The following is a 17,016-nucleotide window of genomic DNA, read 5'->3' as shown; positions in this document are numbered from 1 at the left end:
ACGAAAGGGAAAAATGTCGGACTGGAATAAATTGTCTGTTAATACTATATTTAGTGTTTGCAGGTAGGTTCGACGCTAGATAGTGTGAAGTTCCCTCGATTGAGGGAGTCGCAAAAAAGTTTCAGTCTTGAGGACCCGCAGGGTCCGTCGGCGCGTTGGACGGCTACTTCGCAAGGAGTTCGACCAGCAGGGCGGGCGGAGCCTCGTGAAAAGGAGCCGGCCGTTTTCGAACGCCGGCAGACGGCGGACATGCGCGTTTCGCAATGGGGGCAGAAATCCCCTGGGAAAGGCGCTATATCTAGACAAGCAAGGGATAGGACCAATGCGCATCGAGCGTCGTTTCACCAAGCAGGGACTAGCAGGTCAAGACGGGGCCGCTTATGCGGAGATCGAATTCCGCAAGGCACTTTCGGAGATCAAGAATCCGGATGGCTCGGTGGTGTTCCGCTTGGACAATATCGATGTGCCGGCGCAGTTCAGCCAGGTTGCCGCCGACATCCTGGCGCAGAAATATTTCCGCAAGGCCGGCGTGCCGGCACGGCTGAAGAAGGTCGAGGAGAATAACGTCCCCTCCTTCCTGTGGCGCTCCGTTGCCGACGGGGCCGAACTGGCAAAGCTGCCCGAGACCGAGCGCTACGGCTCCGAGACCGACGCCCGCCAGGTCTTCGACCGTCTTGCCGGCACCTGGACCTATTGGGGCTGGAAGGGCGGCTACTTCAACTCGGAGGAAGACGCGCGCGCCTTCCGCGACGAGCTCGCCTATATGCTGGCCACCCAGCGCGTTGCGCCGAACTCACCGCAATGGTTCAACACTGGCCTGCACTGGGCCTACGGCATCGACGGCCCGAGCCAGGGCCACTTCTATGTCGACCCGTTCACCGGCAAGCTGACCAAGTCGAAGTCTTCCTACGAGCATCCGCAGCCGCATGCCTGCTTCATCCAGGGCGTGCAGGACGATCTCGTCAACGAAGGCGGCATCATGGATTTGTGGGTGCGTGAAGCGCGGCTGTTCAAATACGGCTCCGGCACCGGCTCCAACTTCTCGTTCCTGCGCGGCGAAGGCGAAAAACTGTCCGGCGGCGGCCGTTCGTCCGGCCTGATGAGCTTCCTCAAGATCGGCGACCGCGCGGCGGGCGCCATCAAGTCGGGCGGCACGACGCGCCGTGCTGCAAAGATGGTCATCGTCGACGCCGACCACCCCGATATCGAGGAATTCATCGACTGGAAGGTCAATGAGGAGCAGAAGGTCGCTTCGCTGGTCACCGGCTCGAAGATCGTCAAGAAGCACCTCGAAGCGATCATGAAGGCCTGCATCAACTGCGAAGGCCAGGACGACGATTGCTTCGACCCGGCGATCAACACCGCGCTGAAGCGTGAGATCAAGCTGGCCAAGAAGGACGGGGTGCCGGAGAACTACATCTACCGCGTCATCCAGTTCGCCAGGCAGGGCTACACCTCGATGTCCTTCAAGACCTACGACACCGACTGGGATTCGGATGCCTACCTCACCGTTTCGGGCCAGAATTCCAACAATTCGGTCTCGCTGAAGGACGATTTCCTGCGCGCCGTAGAGCAGGATGCCGACTGGCATCTCACCGCCCGCAAGGACGGCAAGGTGCTGAAGACGCTGAAGGCCAGCGATCTGTGGGAAAAGATCGGCTATGCCGCCTGGGCGTCGGCCGACCCGGGCCTGCACTTCAACACGACGATGAACGACTGGCACACCTGCGCCGCCGCCGGTGCGATCCGGGCGTCCAACCCGTGCTCGGAATACATGTTCCTCGACGACACCGCCTGCAACCTGGCCTCGATCAACCTGCTGCCCTATCGCAACGCCGACGGCACCATCGACATCGCTGCCTACGAGCACACGGTTCGGTTGTGGACCATGGTGCTGGAAATTTCCGTGATGATGGCGCAGTTCCCGTCGAAGGAGATCGCCAAGCTCTCCTACGAATACCGCACGCTCGGCCTCGGCTACGCCAATATTGGCGGCCTGCTGATGACCTCGGGCATTCCCTATGATTCCGACGAGGGCCGCGCCATCTGCGCAGCACTCACCGCAATCATGACCGGCACGGCCTATGCCACCTCGGCCGAAATGGCCGCCGAGCTCGGCGCCTTCCCCGATTACGACCGCAACGCCCAGAACATGCTGCGCGTCATGCGCAATCACCGCCGTGCTGCCTATGGCGACAAGGACGGCTACGAGAAACTCGCCGTCAACCCGGTGCCGCTGGTCGCCTCCGACCTGAAGCAGCCGGAGCTTGCCGCCCATGCCAAGGCTGCCTGGGACCGCGCCATCGAGCTCGGCGAGGAGCATGGCTACCGCAATGCGCAGGCGACCGTGATCGCGCCAACCGGCACGATCGGCCTGGTCATGGATTGCGACACCACCGGCATCGAGCCCGACTTCGCACTGGTGAAATTCAAGAAGCTGGCCGGCGGCGGCTATTTCAAGATCATCAACCGCGCCGTCCCGGAAGCGCTGCGCACGCTCGGCTATTCGGAAAGCCAGATCGCCGAGATCGAGGCCTATGCGGTCGGCCACGGCAACCTCAACCAGGCGCCTGCCATCAACCCCGGCTCGCTCAAGGCAAAGGGTTTTACCGACGACAAGATCGCGGCGCTCAATGCAGCGTTGAAGTCGGCCTTCGACATCAAGTTCGTCTTCAACCAGTGGACGCTGGGTGCCGACTGGGTGAAGGACACGTTTGGCTTCACCGACGAGCAGCTCAACGATTTCTCGTTCGAGATGCTGCCGGCGCTCGGCTTCTCGAAGAAGGACATCGAGGCCGCCAACATCCATGTCTGCGGGGCGATGACCCTCGAGGGAGCACCATTTCTGAAAGACCAACATCTGCCGGTGTTCGACTGCGCCAGCCCGTGCGGCAAGATCGGCAAGCGTTCACTGTCGATCAACAGCCACATCCAGATGATGGCGGCAGCCCAGCCCTTCATCTCCGGCGCCATTTCCAAGACCATCAACATGCCGAACGACGCGACGGTGGAAGACGCCAAGGGCGCCTACATGCTGTCGTGGAAGCTGGCGCTGAAGGCCAACGCGCTCTATCGCGACGGCTCGAAACTCTCGCAGCCGCTCAACGCCTCGCTGCTTGCCGACGTCGAAGACGACGAGGACGATGCCGTCGAGCAGCTGATCGCGGCACCGGCTTCACAGCGCGCCGTGCAGGTGACCGAAAAGATCGTCGAACGCGTCGTCGAACGCCTCTATCGCGACCGCGAAAAGCTGCCGAACCGCCGCAAGGGCTATACCCAGAAAGCGGTCGTCGGCGGCCACAAGGTCTATCTGCGCACCGGCGAATTCGACGACGGTCGCCTCGGCGAGATCTTCATCGACATGCACAAGGAAGGTGCGGCCTTCCGGGCGATGATGAACAACTTCGCCATCGCCATCTCGCTCGGCCTGCAATATGGCGTGCCGCTCGAGGAATATGTCGAAGCCTTCACCTTCACCAAATTCGAGCCGGCCGGCATGGTGCAGGGCAACGATGCGATCAAGAACGCCACGTCGATCCTCGATTACGTGTTCCGCGAGCTTGCCGTGTCCTATCTTGCCCGCCACGACCTCGCCCATGTCGACCAGTCGGATTTCGACAAGACCGCACTCGGCCGCGGCATCAACGAAGGCAAGGCGACGCCGTTCTCGAAGGGGCTGACCCGCGGCGTCTCGCCGGTCAAACTGGTGTCGGGAATGAGCGCCGACCCTAAGGGGTTTGGGGGTTCAAGTCCCTCTCCCGCTCCCACTCGCTCGGCGCCGACCGCGTTCTCAGGCTCCAATGTGCTGGCGCTGAAGCCGGCCAGCGACGAAGCGATCGCCTATAAGCGAGACTACGAGGAGCGGGCGAAGGAACTGGTCGAGGACATCGTCTACGAGGAAGCAACCGATCCGACTGGGCTGTTCACCGACGAGGCCGCGAAAGAAGCGGCCGAGGCCAAGGCGCTTGCCGCGACCCGGCGCCAGCAATCCCTGATGCAGGGCTACACCGGCAACGAATGCTCCGAATGCCACAATTTTACGATGGTGCGGAACGGCACGTGCGAGAAGTGCGACACCTGTGGCTCGACGAGCGGGTGCAGCTAACACCAACCGCCTCACTGTCGCGTACTCGCGGCAGTGGGGTCTTTTTTTGAGGGAGCGTTTCACCTGCAGGTGAAAGAGAAAGGGAACTGAAAATGGTCGAAAAAACTCTGACGGCATTTGGGTCCGCATGCCGGGAAATCAGAATGGCACGAAAGCTGCGGATGATCGATCAAGCAAAGGAATTCAAGTGCTCGCCTTCATTTATCTCTGCTGTTGAGACCGGAGGCAAACAGGTTCCAGAAGGATACGTTGAAAATTTCGGAAGCTGGCTGAAGTTAGACGTCGTTACAAGAAAGCACTTACAAGCTCTCGCAGATGCCAGAATTAATGTCATTCGATTTACACCGATCAACAAAGATCGCGCCGCACTTGCCAGAAGATTGTTTAGGAAGATCAATAAGATGTCTCCGGACGAGATTCGAAAACTTGATGCGGCCTTTCCAGGAGACGAAAGATGAGCCACGACTATTGCGTGTCCGCAAAAAGCCGCGCTGACATAGAAATATTGGCAGCAGCATGGCGCCAAGCACTGCGCATAGGCACCACATGCCAAGCCCCTGACATGGTTAGTGTTCTTGAAAATGAAATGCCCCGGCTTTTTGGCGATTTCGCACTAGTCGTCAAAGATGATCACCTGATGGACGATGCAGAAGGCTATACCGAATTTGACCCACCTCGCGTTGTCTTGTCCGCAACAACGTATCAATCTGCCGCTGATTTTGAGGGTCGTGGCCGGTGGACTGCTGCCCACGAGCTAGGACATTTAGTCCTTCACAAATCTGCCGTTCCCCTTGATCGAGCCCCCAAACGGTACTCTCAAATGAAGGAATTACCTGCATACGCGAGCGCAGAGTGGCAGGCCAACGCATTCGCTGCAGCTTTTCTTATGCCGGAGACTCTAATTCGCGACTTCACCGACATTTCGGAAATTATGACGTTTTTTGCTGTCAGTCGGACAGCTGCCGAGAACCGCCTCAAAAACCTTGGAATCTCAGAACCTCTTGTAATTCCGCCTCAGGTCAAAGCGGCAATTAGACTTATCCAGACTACGATTGAAGAAACACCAAAGCCGGCCCGTTAGAGCCGGCTTTGGATACCGCGAAAAGGCCGAAGCCCACGCGGGGCGAAGAGGTTGATTTCCCTCTCCTGTAGCAAGGTCATTATAGGGGAATCTCATCCTTGGAGTCGAGGTAGCTTCGGCGCATGGCACCTATGAGAGAATGAGATGTCAAACAAAGAGCGTAAAACCTTCGAAGTAGGCCGGAACTCCAAAACTGGTCATTTTATTCCGGTAAAGGAGGCCGAGCGTCGTCCTAGCTCTACGACTGTCGAACGGGTTCCGAAGCCTGGATATGGAGACACGAGAAACGAGCCGTCTCGAAAAAAATAAATCCCCATCAATATCGGGCGCTTTTTCCATATGGGAGGAAGCGCCCGAGCAATGCGGTCGGATGAGCGGTGTTCCAGCTTGCGCCAACCGCGCTATGTCAAACACCTCTCAACCGTCTCGGCGCTAACGCGCCGAACCACCTTCTCCCACAGGGGAAACGGAAGAACTGCCCGCTCCTTCTACGGGAAAGAACCACCCTCAATTCACGGCGCTGATGTTGCCCAGGCGTAAAAACAGCGTTTCGCCGGAAGAATCGTCGACGCCGTCATTGTCGGTGGCGACGAAGATATCGCCGTTCTTGTCAATGGTGAAACCTTCGACCTTGTCGATGACATAGCCGTTGCTGGCTGATTTCAGGTCGCCGACGATGTCGCGCACCAGCGTTTTTTCGACCAATGGCAGGTCGCGACCAAGCTTGGCAGGTTTGAAGGCGTCGAGCGCCACCGAATAGATGCGCTTCACCTTGGCCAGGTCGCCGATCTGGTTGTCGCGTTCGAGGATGTAGAGCTTGCCGTCATGCGCGGTGATCTCCGACAGGCCCATCCAGCCAGCTTCGGTCGCTTCGAGCGGGTAGCGCACCGCCGACCATTCCTTGGCCTTCGGCTTGTAGGCCAAAAGCTTGACCTGGCCCTTCGGATCATCGGCCCATTTGCGCTGCACGGCCATCACCAGCGTCAGCTCGTCGCCCTCGCCGACCGCAGTGATGCCTTCGAGACCGAAGCGGGTCTGGTGGGCGAGCAGTTCCATCGGGAAGCCGATTTCCTGCTTGATCTCGCCCTTGTCGTCGACGCGCAGGATGGCGTGCGGGACGAGCTTTGCCGGATCGCCTTCATTGGCCAGCCAGAAGCCGCCTTCACCGTCGGCGACAAGACCCTCGATATCGAGCTTCTGTGCAGGATGGCCGCCACGCGTGACGATGGTCTTGCCGGTGATCAGCGCCGGCGTCTGGGCGGCATCGATCTCGAAGATCGAGGGCGCGTTGGCGTAGAACGAGTCCGAGGCAGCGAACAGCTTGCCGGCAGTGTCGCCGGCCGCGAGCGCCGAAAGCGCACCCCAGCCGAGCGGCGTGCCGTCTGCCGTGAGCTCTGCCGTGATCATCGGGTAAGTGGCGGGACCCTCGGAGCGTTCGTAGATCATCACGTGCGAGCGGGCGAGGCCGTCCTCGACCAGGTCGGCCTCGTTGGCGGTGACCAGGAGATTACGCGACGGAATCGCGACCAGGCCTTCCGGACCGATGCCGGACGGCAGGATCTGGACGAACTGAGGCTCCGCACCCGTGTCCTTGTAGACGCCGACAACGGAGCCACGTTCCGAAGCGACGAAAACGAGCTTGTCTTCGCCGAACGCGCCGGTCTCGAGACCTTCCGGCTCGACGCCCTTCTTGTTGCGGTCGTCTGGATAATGGCCGGCATTGGCGACCTGGTACTCGAAGGACGGACCGGATTCGTAGAGGATTTCGCCCTTCTTGCTGAAGATCGTGAAGCCGCGCGAGCCGCCCTTGTAGTCGCCTTCGTTGGCGACGACGAGGCGGTCATTGTCGAGCCATTTCACGGCATCGGGCTCGCGCGCGACGTTTTCGATTTTGCCATCGTAGGACAAGGCGCCGTTCTTCTTGGTGTCGATCTTGTCCAGCGTGACCGAGCCTGCGGAGAAGTGGGTGACGATCGCACCGGTTTCGGCGTTGACGATGGCGATGTGGTTATTTTCCTGCAGCGTGACCGCGATCTCGCCGGCCTCGTTGAAGGCGACGAATTCCGGCTCCGGATCTTCCCCAGCGACTTCGGCAATGCCAGCCAGGTTGACAGTCTTCATCGTCGCGCAATCAGGCTGGCCTTCGGCAAGCGTGAAAATCCTGAGGTCGCCCGCCGGCATCTGCGGAATTTCTCCGTCGTTCAGTTCCTCGTCGCGCTCGTTCTCGATGGCGATGGCCAAAAACTTGCCGTCCTTGCTGAACGCCAGCGAGTCCGGCTGGCCGCCGAGATCGCAGGTGCTTTCGATCGCCTTGGAGGCAAGATCGATGACGGCGAGGTTGCCCGAAGGCTTGGCTTTGCTCTGAGACGTGTTGACGCCGGCCAGCACCTTGCCGCCGATGACCACAACCGAGGTCGGCTCGCCGTCTATCTTGACGATGCCGCCGGCCTTGGGCGCCTTGGGATCGGCGATGTCGATGAAGCCGACCGCACCGAGCGGGCTATCGGAATAAACCAGCGTCATGCCGTCTTCGCTCGCCGTGATGATCTCGGACGAAGTCGGCGTGGTCTTCTCGACGTCCGCCGGCAGGTTACCGGCGACTGCGAAGCTCGCGACCCGGTTGAACATCATGTCGGCATGGGCCGGCAGCGAAACGGAGGCAGCAAGCGCTGCCGTCAGGACGAAAAGCGCGGAATGGCGGGGCACGGCGGCGTCTCCTGTTCGAATGGAAGCCACCTGATTTGGGGGAACGACATTTCAAAGCGATGACGGATCGATGACACTTCCGCGACAGGCGGTCAGGGTCCGTCGATATTCACCTCATACTGGCCTGCAAATGGCAGCTTTCTGCGGTCGCAATCAGCGCCCCCCGGGCGCGAACAGCAAGAAGCTCCAGCCCCGGAAGGACGCCCTACTCCGCCTCGGCCACCATCTGCCGCCCGCCAACCCAGTTCCGCCAGGCTCGCTCGTCGCCGTGGAATACGTTGAGGTCGATGCGGCCCCTCACCCCATGCGACAGGCCGGAGCCGGAATACTGCCAGAACACCCATTTGCGGCCGGGATAGACTTTTGAGGGGTGCTGTGCCACCGCGCGCAGCCAGAACGGATAGTCCAGAAATGCGCCTCTGAGATTGTCGCGGTAAAAATCAGGCGCGGTGTAGATGATCGGCCGCTGGCCGTAGTGGCGCTCGAGCTTGTCCATGAAGACCTGCATCTTCTCCAGCACCTTTTGCCGCGACGGCCGCCGCTTGCAGCTGGATTCGCCGTTCCATTCGACATCGATCACCGGCGGCAGGGCACCCTCGACCCTCGGCACGTTGCGGATGAACCAGTCAGCCTGCTCACTAGCGGTGCGGCACCAGTAGAAGAAGTGATAGGCGCCGCGCTTGAGGCCGGCGGCGTCGGCATTGCGCCAGTTCTTCCTGAACATCGGGTCGAGGTGATCGCCGCCGTCGGTCGCCTTGATGTAGGCGAAGTTCGCGCCCTGCGCGCGCAGCTTCGCCCAGTTCACGTTGCCCTGCCAGCGCGAGACGTCGACGCCGTGAACGGCGAGGTGCCTGGGCGAGGCCCTGCCGAAATTGATCGGCTTGGCGTCGCGGAAACGATAGCGCTGGACCGGCTCGGCGAGCATCGGTGCTGCCCGTGCCAGCCGCGTCGGCGCCACCAGGGCAATCGGCTCGGCGGGCGGTTCGACGCTTTCCACAGGCTCCGGAGTGGCCATTGCCACAGTCTGCTCCGTCACCTCCTCCGGCGCAAAGTCGGGTTCGGCATCGGCAACGCCGACCGACGCCACCGGCGCGGGCGGCCGCACAACCGAGCTGGTCGTCTCGCTGGACGGCACTTGCAGCGCGTCGACGCCGGACGTGGATGTGCAGCCGGCAAGGCAAAGTGACGCGATCGAGAAGATGACGACGCCTGATAACCGCATCTGGACCTGTACGCAGAACACAACAGACCGAGGGCAAGACAACGCCGCCGGACAAACCAGTCCGGATTACTAACGAGAAATTACCAACAAAGTTTGAATCAAATTGTTAGGGCAGAGGAGCTGGGCAAGGCGCTCGCTCTATCACCGCAGCGGTGAGAGCCTGGAAATGCCGCAGGAGGGCGCGAAGGATCGCCGACGCCTGCAGGTCCGCTGCCTAGCCGCACAACCATAGATTGTGACAGCTCTCGGCTACCATATGAGCGGGCGGGACGGCGCGATCGGTGGCAGGGCGGTCGGTGACGGGGCGATCAGTGACGGGATTGACCGGCGCATCATCCCGGCGAACCTTTTCTTCAAGCAGCGAGCGAAGCTCGGCCGGCTGCACGCGATCACGCTCCATCACCAGCTTGACCATCGGATCGCTCAAAAGCTCATCCAGGGTGTTGATTCTGTCGTTCATCCGTCGCCTCCTTCGACTGCCGACCCGCAAGCAATAGATAGGTGGCAATGATGGCTCGCCAATGACGTTTTGCCGACTATCTCGTGTCCCGGAAGAAAAAATTGGGCACGTCCTGTGCTTGAGTTCGCCTGTGCTTCGGTTCGCCTGTGCTTCAGTTCGCCTGTGCTTCAATTCGGGGGTGGGGCGCCTTCATATTGCGGCAGTCCGTCGATGAGCTGTACCCAGGGCTGCTTCGAGGCGGTCCACATATGCATCTGCGGCTTGAATATCGAAGGGTCGTCGAGCGAGCCTGAGGTGACGCCGATGATACCGGCGGAGTCGCGCCGGGAAAACAACGTCGTGCCGCAGCCCGGGCAGAAGCCGCGCTTGAGATCGGGCGAGGAATTCACCGTCGCCACCGGCCCGTCAATGGTCACATCGTCGATACGGAACAGCACGCGGGCGTTGAAGGCAGCGCCGAGCGCCTTCTGGCAAAGCCGGCAATGGCAGACGCGCTCGTTGATCGGCGCGGCCTCAGTGCGGTAACGCACTGCCCCGCACAGGCAGCCACCCTGATACCTGGCCATATCTGCACCCCTCTTTCCCAGGATTGACGGCAAGGTAGCTGCCGGCATAGCAGCGTCAATTGAAAAGCTTTGATGGCGCCATCTGTTGGCGTGATGCGGCAGGCGGAACTTGCGGCGTGCTCAGGCACGACGCGTAACAAGCGTTGCCGGCCATCTCGCGGGAGACGGCCGGCAGGCAGGTGTCAGGCGGTCAGTTCGTTTCGCTGACGATCTCGTCCCAAGTCTTCACCTTGGTCTCGCCATTGAGGAAGGGCAGCGCGGCGGCTGTCAGTTCCGGCGCAAAGAATACGTCGTAATGAGTGCGGTTCGGCAGGATGGCCAGGCGGTTCTGCGACAGGTTCTCGCGCATCCAGCCGGCGTCCTTCAGTCCGCCGCCGAGCATCTGATAGAACTTGATCTCGTGCTCGGGCCGGTACATGTCGCTGTCGCCGAACGCCAGCATGACCGGCATCTTCAGCTTCGGCACATCGGCGGAGTAGTTGTAGTCCTTGCGCATATAGGCGCCGAGTTGGTCGAGCAGTTTTGGAAAATCCTGCGGATGCGGCGCGACCGCCACATAGGATTTGTACATCGGCGTGTCCTTCATCATGTCGGCCATCGCCGCGCCGACCTGCGCCTGCTGACCGCGCATCTCGGCATAGAAGCCGTCCGCGGCATAGCCGGTCGAAACCAGGACGAGCCGGCGCACGGCCTCGGGATGCTGGACGGCCATGCGGAAGGCGACGCCGCCGCCCAGTGAATAGCCCATGACATCGACCTGCTCGTAGCCGAGCGCCTTGACGATCGCCGCCATGTCGTCGCCCATCGCCTCGAGGCTCAATGGCCGGTCGCCGAGCGCGGTGCGGCCGTGACCGTGCAGGTCGACACCGATGACGGTGCGGTTCTCGGCAAACTTTGGCAGGATCGGCGCAAACATATCGATGGTGCCGAGCCCGCCGTGCAAGAGAAGCAGCGGCTCGCCCTTGCCATAGACGGCGTAATAGTAATTCAGGCCGTTGATCGGCAGCAGGCCGGATTTCGCCGGCTTCGGCATTGCTTTCGTTTCGGTGGTCATGGCGGGCTTTGCCTCCTCGGCTTTGGTGGCGCCCGGCGCGGCGAACAGTGCTGCGGCCGAGGCGAAAATGGCGAAAAACATCGATCTGGACATCTCGGTCTCCTTGCGTCCCGTCGATATCAAAGCCGCTTGGCGACTTCTTCGAGCTGGTCGGCGCACTGGTCCCAGCCCTCGTGAAAGCCCATCTTCTCGTGCTCTTCGCGGTCAGTGACCGACCAATGCGCAACCCGGGCGATGTAGCGGGTCTTGCCCTCGCCCTCATCCTCGAAGGTCAGCACGACCGTCATGAACGGCTTTTCGGACGGCTCCCAGGCCTTTGTGTCGGCGTCGGTGAGAACGATCTTTTTGCCCGGCACGACTTCGAGGAAGACGCCGGGGTTCGGGAATTCGTTGCCGTCGGGACCGGCCATGACGACCAGGCTGGAGCCGCCGGTGCGCACGTCCATTTCGGCGCGCGGCGTCGTCCACGGCTTTGGCGCGAACCATTGCGTCACGAGCTTCGGCTCGGTCCAGCAGCGATAGACGTTCTCGCGCGGCGCATCGAGGATGCGGGCAAGAACCAGTTCGCGGTCGGAGCTGGGGGCGATGTCGAGCTTGGTCGTCATGATGGTCTCCTCACTTGCTTGCTAAAGAGTTGGCTTGAATGCCGGTTTCCGTCTCAAGGACGAGCGGGCAACGCGCAGCCCGACACGGTCTCGCGAAAAACTTCGCCAGGCCGATTTCCGCGGACGCCGAATGAGAGCTCAGTGGCGCTTGGCTTGCACCAGATAGGCGTCGATCTCGATCTCGCCGAGCCATTTCGCCGCTTCCAGCCGGTGCAGGCCTTCGACCAGGATATGGCGCTTGCCGTCGTGGCGCACCTGGATCGGCGTCTTCATGCCGTTTTCCAGAATGTCCTCGGCAAGATGCCGGACGGTCTCGGGATGCAGCGTCTTCCTGCGCGCGGTCGGCACGTAGATGTCGTCCACCCTGACCTTTTGCACTCTCAGCATGTCGGCTCCCGCGGCGGAAAAGGCCGCCTTTTGAGAGATAGTCGGTTTGACAGGCAAGGCCAAGGCCGGCTGTCAGCTATCGCTGGCCCGATCGTTTCCGATTGACGCTTGCCGGGCAGATGGCCGAAATGGCGATCTTCGATCATGCCGGTAGCCATGACTGACTTGCCGACCGAATTCCCCGATTTCGGACTGACGCTCCACCAGCGCCGGCAAGCGGTGCGAGGCCACTACTGGGAATGGCCGGGCATGGACGGCGAACGCGGAGAGATCTGGTGCTACAGTGACCGTTTCTCATACCGTCGGGGCGAGACGGTGACGCTGCATGCCAGCTCAATAGCCTCCAGCTTCAGCATGGCGATCGTCCGCGACGGCGGCATCGAGACGAAAATGTTCGAGAAGGCCGGGATCGCGGCGCGCTGGCAGGATACACCCGATCAATGTTCGGTCGTGGGCTGCGGCTGGGACGCTTCGTTTGAAATCCGCGTCGGCGACGACTGGCCATCCGGGGCCTACCGAGTCACGCTGACGGCGGATGGCCGCGATGGCAAGCCGGTCCGCTGCCACCATCTTTTCATCGTTACCCCGCAGCCCGGCAAGAAACGGGGTCGTGTGCTGCAGGTCGCAGCCACCGGCACCTGGCTTGCCTACAACACCTGGGGCGGCTCCAATCATTACGAAGGCATCACCGGCCCGAACCGCGACCAGTATGCCCCAATGGTGTCGACGCAGCGGCCATGGTGCCGCGGCTTTGTTGTTCTGCCGAAGGAGGCGCCGCGCGTGCCGCTCGAGGTCGCCGTGCCGCCCAAAACCGTGCCGCGCTATCCGCACATGGAATGGGCCCTCGCCACCGGCCATTCGAAGAAATACGCCTCGTCCGGCTGGGCAAGCTATGACAGCCACTTCTTTCGTTTTGCCGAGCGTGCCGGCTATGGGGTCGATCTCGCCAGCCAGCACGAATTGCATTTCTCGCCCGAAATCCTCGACGGCTATGACTGCGTCGTCTTCGTCGGCCATGACGAATACTGGACCTGGGAGATGCGCGACGCTGTCGACGCCTATGTCGAGCGCGGCGGCCATGCGGCGCGCTTCGCCGGCAATTTCATGTGGCAAACCAGGCTGGAGGACGAGGGCCACCGGCAGGTCTGCTACAAATACCGCGCCCGCGCCGAGGATCCGGTCTATCGCGGCGGCGACGTGACCCGCGCCACGAATTCCTGGGAAGCACCGGAAATCGGCCGGCCGGGTGCGACGACCTTCGGGCTCAATGCGACCAGGGGCCTCTACGCCGGCTGGGGCGGTTGCGCGCCGCGCGGCGTGCGCGGCTTTCCGGTCTACCGGCCTGAGCATTGGGCGTTCGCCGGCACAGGCATCTATTACGGCGACCTGCTCGGCGCCGACAGCCATGTCTATGGCTATGAGGTCGACGGGCTCGACCACGAGATCCACGGCGGCCTGCCCTACCCGACGCCCGACAGCGGCGCGCCGGATGGGCTGGAAATTCTGGCGGTCGGCTTGGCTGCGCAAGTCGAGGAGAGCGCCGACATCGCGTTCGAACACCAGTTTCTCGGCGACGAGGACGGACGCTTCACCGCGGAAACACTGTTCGGCGAGGCGAGCGACGCCAATCTCGAAAAGGTCAAGCGCGGCAACGGCATGATCGTCAATTTCCCGCGCGGCAAGGGCGAGGTGTTCCACGCCGGAAGCTGCGAATGGGTCGCCGGCCTGCTAAGGCAGGACGCGATGGTCGAGCGCGTCACCAGGAATGTTCTCGACCGCTATCTCGGAAAGTCCTGACATGCTGAAGTCCCAGACCCCTGCCCCGGATACCGAGACGCCCCTGCCGTCGCATCTGTTCTATCTGTCCAGCCTGCGCCGGCCGCTGGTCGACCGCGCCGAAGGCATCTACATCTGGACGCAGGACGGCCGCCGCTTCATCGACGGATCGAGCGGACCGATGGTCGCCAATATCGGTCATTCCAACCGCAACGTGCTCGATGCGATGAAGCGGCAGATGGATCGCGCCACCTTCGCCTACCGGCTGCATTTCGAGAACGAGCCGGCCGAGGACCTGGCACGGGAACTGGCCGGAAAACTGCCCGAAGGCCTGGACCGGATATTCTTTGTCTCGGGCGGTTCGGAAGCGACGGAATCCTGCGTCAAGCTGGCGCGGCAATGGGCTGTCGCCACCGGACAGGCCAGCCGCTGGAAGGTGATCACGCGCTTTCCCTCCTATCATGGCGGCACGCTCGGGGCGCTCGCCGTCACCGGCGACGATGCGCTGGCCGAAACCTTTGCGCCGATGATGCAGGTCATGCCGACCGTGCCGGCGCCGGCCGCCTGGCGCGACCGCGACAATCTCTCGATGGAACAGCGCGGCATCCGTTACGCCGACATGCTGGAGGAGAAGATCCTCGCCGAGGGGCCGCAAAGCGTGCTCGCCTTCATCATGGAGCCGGTCGGCGGCGCTGCCACCGCGGCGCTGGTGGCGCCGGACAGCTATTATCCGCGCATCCGCGAAATCTGCCACCGCTACGGCATCCTGCTCATCCACGACGAAGTGATGAGCGGTGCCGGCCGCACCGGCAAATTCCTCGGCGGCGACCATTTTGACTGCAAGCCCGACATCGTCGCGCTGTCGAAGGGGCTGGGCTCGGGCTATGCGCCGCTCGGCGCGCTGGCCGCACCGATGCGGCTGGTGCAGCCGCTGCTCGCCTCCGGCGGCTTCCAGCATGGCCATACCTATGCCGGCAATCCGCTCGCCTGCGCCGCCGGGCTCGCCGTGCTTGGCGAAATGGATCGTCTCGACCTGATCCCCAATGCGGCTGACATGGGCGATCTTTTGATGGCTGAGTTGAAGGGCTTGGCCAGGCGGTTTCCGTTCGTCGCCGATGTGCGCGGCAAGGGTCTGCTGCTAGGCGCCGAGATGGTCGCCGACCCCGATACGCTGCGGCCGATCGCACCGGCGAAGAAGGCCACCCAGCGCCTGCTCGACCTCGCCTATGAGCGCGGCCTGATCATCTATGGGCGAAAGGTCAAGGGCGGCGTCGACGGCGACAATTTCATGGTGGCGCCGCCGATGATCGTCACGGCTGAGCAGATCGGCGAAATCGTCGCCATCATCGGTGACTCGCTGCAGGTGCTGGCCGGCGAACTCGACCTGCCGGTCGAAGGCTGAGAGCGAGCGATGGCGCCGCGAAAAGTCATCATCACCTGTGCCGTCACCGGCTCGGTGCACACGCCGTCGATGTCGCCGCATCTGCCGGTGACGCCGGACCAGATCGCCGAAGACGCAATCGCTGCTGCCGAAGCCGGCGCCTCGATCCTGCATCTTCACGCCCGCGACCCCGGGGATGGGCGGCCGACCGCTGATCCTGATGTGTTCATGCAGTTCCTACCGCGCATCAAGCAGGCGACATCAGCGGTGATCAACATCACCACCGGCGGCTCCTCGCTGATGACGCTCGACCAGCGGCTGGCCGCACCGCTCAGGGCCGAGCCCGAAATGTGCTCGCTCAACATGGGCTCGATGAATTTCGCGCTGTTCCCGATGCTCGACCGGCCAAGGGAGTGGCAGCACGACTGGGAGCCCAAGCTGCTGGAAGCGACACGCGACACGATCTTCAAAAACACCTTTGCCGACATGGAGACCGTGCTCGAAAGACTTGGAAAGGGCTGTGGCACACGCTTCGAATTCGAATGCTACGATGTCGGCCACCTCCACTCACTGGCGCATTTTCGCGATCGAGGTCTGGTGTCGGGACCTCTGTTCATCCAGTTCGTGTTCGGCATTCTCGGCGGTATCGGCGCCGATCCCGACAATCTGGTCCATATGAAGCGCATCGCCGACAAACTGTTCGGCGACAGCTACCAGTTTTCGGTGCTGGCCGCCGGGCGCCACCAGATGCCAATGATCTCGATTGCGGCGGCGATGGGCGGCAATGTCCGCGTCGGGCTGGAGGACAGCCTTTACGACGGCCGCCAGCTGGCAAAGTCCAATGCCGACCAGGTGCGCCGCATCCGCAGCGTGCTCGACGGGCTGTCGCTGGACGTCGCCACGCCCAATGAGGCGCGCGAGATGCTGGCGCTCAAGGGCGGCGATAGGGTAGCGTTCTGAGACGATGATTTGAGATGGTTGCGTTCCGTCCCACCCCCCTCTGGCCTGCCGGCCATCTCCCCCGCAAGGGGGAAGATCGGATGTCCCAGTCGTCTCCGCCAATCGTCAACGTTGCAGGACAGACGCTAAGAGCAAAGCTGCCAATCTCCCCCTTGCGGGGGAGATGTCCGGCAGGACAGAGGGGGGTGCCTGGGCGCCGAACCTCCAGTGACTGCCGATTTACCCAAAATCATCATCCGCCCCGGCCGCATCGACGACGTCGAAACCATCCACGCCGCACTCCTGCGGTTCGGAACCCATACCGGCGCGCATCAGGAAATCACCTCAACGCCTGAAGACCTGCGCACCTACGGCTTTGGCGAAAAACCTGCCTTCTCGACGCTGATCGCCGAAGTCGGCGGCGAGTTCGCCGGCCTGTGCCTGCATTTCCCAATCTTCTCGACCTGGATGGGGCGGCCCGGCGTCTATGTGCAGGACCTCTATGTCGAAGATCGGTTTCGCGGCCGCAGGATCGGCGAACGCCTGCTGCGGCGTGTCGCGAGAGAATGTCGGAAAGAGGGCGGCGCCTATCTCAGACTGTCCGTCGATACCGACAATCAAACCGCCAAGGCCTTCTACGAAAGGCTGGGCATTGCCTGGTCGAGCTACGAGCAGGTGCAAAAGATCGTCGGCGACGCGTTCTTTGCCTTCGCCGATGCGCCAGAGGAATGAGG

14 protein-coding genes are annotated in these 17,016 nt (G+C 62.0%); 7 read left to right on the top strand and 7 right to left on the bottom strand.

Features of this window, described 5'->3' with window-relative positions:
- Positions 1-322 precede the first annotated feature (322 nt).
- The 3 genes from AC0L16_RS08545 (at position 323) to AC0L16_RS08535 (ending at position 5,186) form a co-directional block, all read left to right on the top strand.
- Positions 323-4,105 (top strand): vitamin B12-dependent ribonucleotide reductase, encoded by a 3,783-nt coding sequence (locus AC0L16_RS08545; RefSeq protein ID WP_473620143.1) that lies wholly within the window; start codon positions 323-325, stop codon positions 4,103-4,105.
- A 143-nt stretch (positions 4,106-4,248) separates the two neighbouring features.
- Positions 4,249-4,563, top strand: a complete 315-nt coding sequence (locus AC0L16_RS08540) for a hypothetical protein (protein ID WP_473620142.1) — start codon at positions 4,249-4,251, stop codon at positions 4,561-4,563.
- Positions 4,560-5,186, top strand: a complete 627-nt coding sequence (locus tag AC0L16_RS08535) for an ImmA/IrrE family metallo-endopeptidase (RefSeq protein ID WP_473620140.1) — start codon at positions 4,560-4,562, stop codon at positions 5,184-5,186. Before AC0L16_RS08540 ends, AC0L16_RS08535 begins: the two co-directional genes overlap by 4 nt.
- A gap of 507 nt (positions 5,187-5,693) precedes the next feature.
- On the opposite strand, the gene AC0L16_RS08530 is transcribed toward AC0L16_RS08535, so the two are convergent.
- From AC0L16_RS08530 to AC0L16_RS08500, 7 genes are all read right to left on the bottom strand, one after another.
- Entirely contained in the window at positions 5,694-7,892 is a 2,199-nt protein-coding gene (locus AC0L16_RS08530; protein ID WP_473620139.1) for an esterase-like activity of phytase family protein, read from the bottom strand.
- A 205-nt stretch (positions 7,893-8,097) separates the two neighbouring features.
- A complete protein-coding gene (locus tag AC0L16_RS08525) occupies positions 8,098-9,114 on the bottom strand; it encodes a glycoside hydrolase family 25 protein (protein ID WP_473620137.1) in 1,017 nt (338 codons plus the stop codon).
- A 214-nt stretch (positions 9,115-9,328) separates the two neighbouring features.
- Positions 9,329-9,574, bottom strand: a complete 246-nt coding sequence (locus AC0L16_RS08520; protein WP_473620136.1) for a hypothetical protein — start codon at positions 9,572-9,574, stop codon at positions 9,329-9,331.
- 167 nt (positions 9,575-9,741) lie between these two features.
- Positions 9,742-10,140 (bottom strand): GFA family protein, encoded by a 399-nt coding sequence (locus tag AC0L16_RS08515; protein WP_473620135.1) that lies wholly within the window; start codon positions 10,138-10,140, stop codon positions 9,742-9,744.
- A gap of 190 nt (positions 10,141-10,330) precedes the next feature.
- Positions 10,331-11,287 (bottom strand): alpha/beta fold hydrolase, encoded by a 957-nt coding sequence (locus AC0L16_RS08510; protein ID WP_473620133.1) that lies wholly within the window; start codon positions 11,285-11,287, stop codon positions 10,331-10,333.
- A 26-nt stretch (positions 11,288-11,313) separates the two neighbouring features.
- Positions 11,314-11,799, bottom strand: a complete 486-nt coding sequence (locus tag AC0L16_RS08505) for an SRPBCC family protein (RefSeq protein ID WP_473620132.1) — start codon at positions 11,797-11,799, stop codon at positions 11,314-11,316.
- A gap of 138 nt (positions 11,800-11,937) precedes the next feature.
- The gene (locus AC0L16_RS08500; protein WP_287120331.1) at positions 11,938-12,186 is read right to left on the bottom strand and encodes a ParB N-terminal domain-containing protein; all 249 of its coding nucleotides are present in this window, start codon (positions 12,184-12,186) and stop codon (positions 11,938-11,940) included.
- Between the two features lie 156 nt (positions 12,187-12,342).
- Between AC0L16_RS08500 and AC0L16_RS08495 the strand changes: the two genes are divergently transcribed.
- The 4 genes from AC0L16_RS08495 (at position 12,343) to AC0L16_RS08480 (ending at position 17,014) form a co-directional block, all read left to right on the top strand.
- A complete protein-coding gene (locus AC0L16_RS08495) occupies positions 12,343-13,983 on the top strand; it encodes a N,N-dimethylformamidase beta subunit family domain-containing protein (RefSeq protein WP_473620131.1) in 1,641 nt (546 codons plus the stop codon).
- A gap of 1 nt (position 13,984) precedes the next feature.
- The gene (locus AC0L16_RS08490) at positions 13,985-15,364 is read left to right on the top strand and encodes an aminotransferase family protein (protein WP_473620130.1); all 1,380 of its coding nucleotides are present in this window, start codon (positions 13,985-13,987) and stop codon (positions 15,362-15,364) included.
- A 9-nt stretch (positions 15,365-15,373) separates the two neighbouring features.
- Entirely contained in the window at positions 15,374-16,303 is a 930-nt protein-coding gene (kce, locus tag AC0L16_RS08485) for a 3,5-dioxohexanoate:acetyl-CoA acetone transferase (RefSeq protein WP_473620128.1), read from the top strand.
- 207 nt (positions 16,304-16,510) lie between these two features.
- Entirely contained in the window at positions 16,511-17,014 is a 504-nt protein-coding gene (locus AC0L16_RS08480; RefSeq protein ID WP_473620127.1) for a GNAT family N-acetyltransferase, read from the top strand.
- Positions 17,015-17,016 lie beyond the last annotated feature (2 nt).

The sequence above is a fragment of the Mesorhizobium sp. WSM4848 genome, from assembly GCF_055811375.1.
The sequence above is the reverse complement of the archived record's forward strand: the minus strand, read 5'-3'. Positions and strand labels throughout refer to the sequence as shown.

What these genes read in the sequence shown, in the direction of transcription:
- AC0L16_RS08545 (WP_473620143.1), top strand. Translation starts at nt 323, where the DNA reads ATGCGCATCGAGCGTCGTTTCACCAAGCAGGGACTAGCAGGTCAAGAC.
- AC0L16_RS08540 (WP_473620142.1), top strand. Translation starts at nt 4,249, where the DNA reads ATGGCACGAAAGCTGCGGATGATCGATCAAGCAAAGGAATTCAAGTGC.
- AC0L16_RS08535 (WP_473620140.1), top strand. Translation starts at nt 4,560, where the DNA reads ATGAGCCACGACTATTGCGTGTCCGCAAAAAGCCGCGCTGACATAGAA.
- AC0L16_RS08525 (WP_473620137.1), bottom strand. Translation starts at nt 9,114, where the DNA reads ATGCGGTTATCAGGCGTCGTCATCTTCTCGATCGCGTCACTTTGCCTT.
- AC0L16_RS08520 (WP_473620136.1), bottom strand. Translation starts at nt 9,574, where the DNA reads ATGAACGACAGAATCAACACCCTGGATGAGCTTTTGAGCGATCCGATG.
- AC0L16_RS08515 (WP_473620135.1), bottom strand. Translation starts at nt 10,140, where the DNA reads ATGGCCAGGTATCAGGGTGGCTGCCTGTGCGGGGCAGTGCGTTACCGC.
- AC0L16_RS08510 (WP_473620133.1), bottom strand. Translation starts at nt 11,287, where the DNA reads ATGTCCAGATCGATGTTTTTCGCCATTTTCGCCTCGGCCGCAGCACTG.
- AC0L16_RS08505 (WP_473620132.1), bottom strand. Translation starts at nt 11,799, where the DNA reads ATGACGACCAAGCTCGACATCGCCCCCAGCTCCGACCGCGAACTGGTT.
- AC0L16_RS08500 (WP_287120331.1), bottom strand. Translation starts at nt 12,186, where the DNA reads ATGCTGAGAGTGCAAAAGGTCAGGGTGGACGACATCTACGTGCCGACC.
- AC0L16_RS08495 (WP_473620131.1), top strand. Translation starts at nt 12,343, where the DNA reads ATGACTGACTTGCCGACCGAATTCCCCGATTTCGGACTGACGCTCCAC.
- AC0L16_RS08490 (WP_473620130.1), top strand. Translation starts at nt 13,985, where the DNA reads ATGCTGAAGTCCCAGACCCCTGCCCCGGATACCGAGACGCCCCTGCCG.
- kce (WP_473620128.1), top strand. Translation starts at nt 15,374, where the DNA reads ATGGCGCCGCGAAAAGTCATCATCACCTGTGCCGTCACCGGCTCGGTG.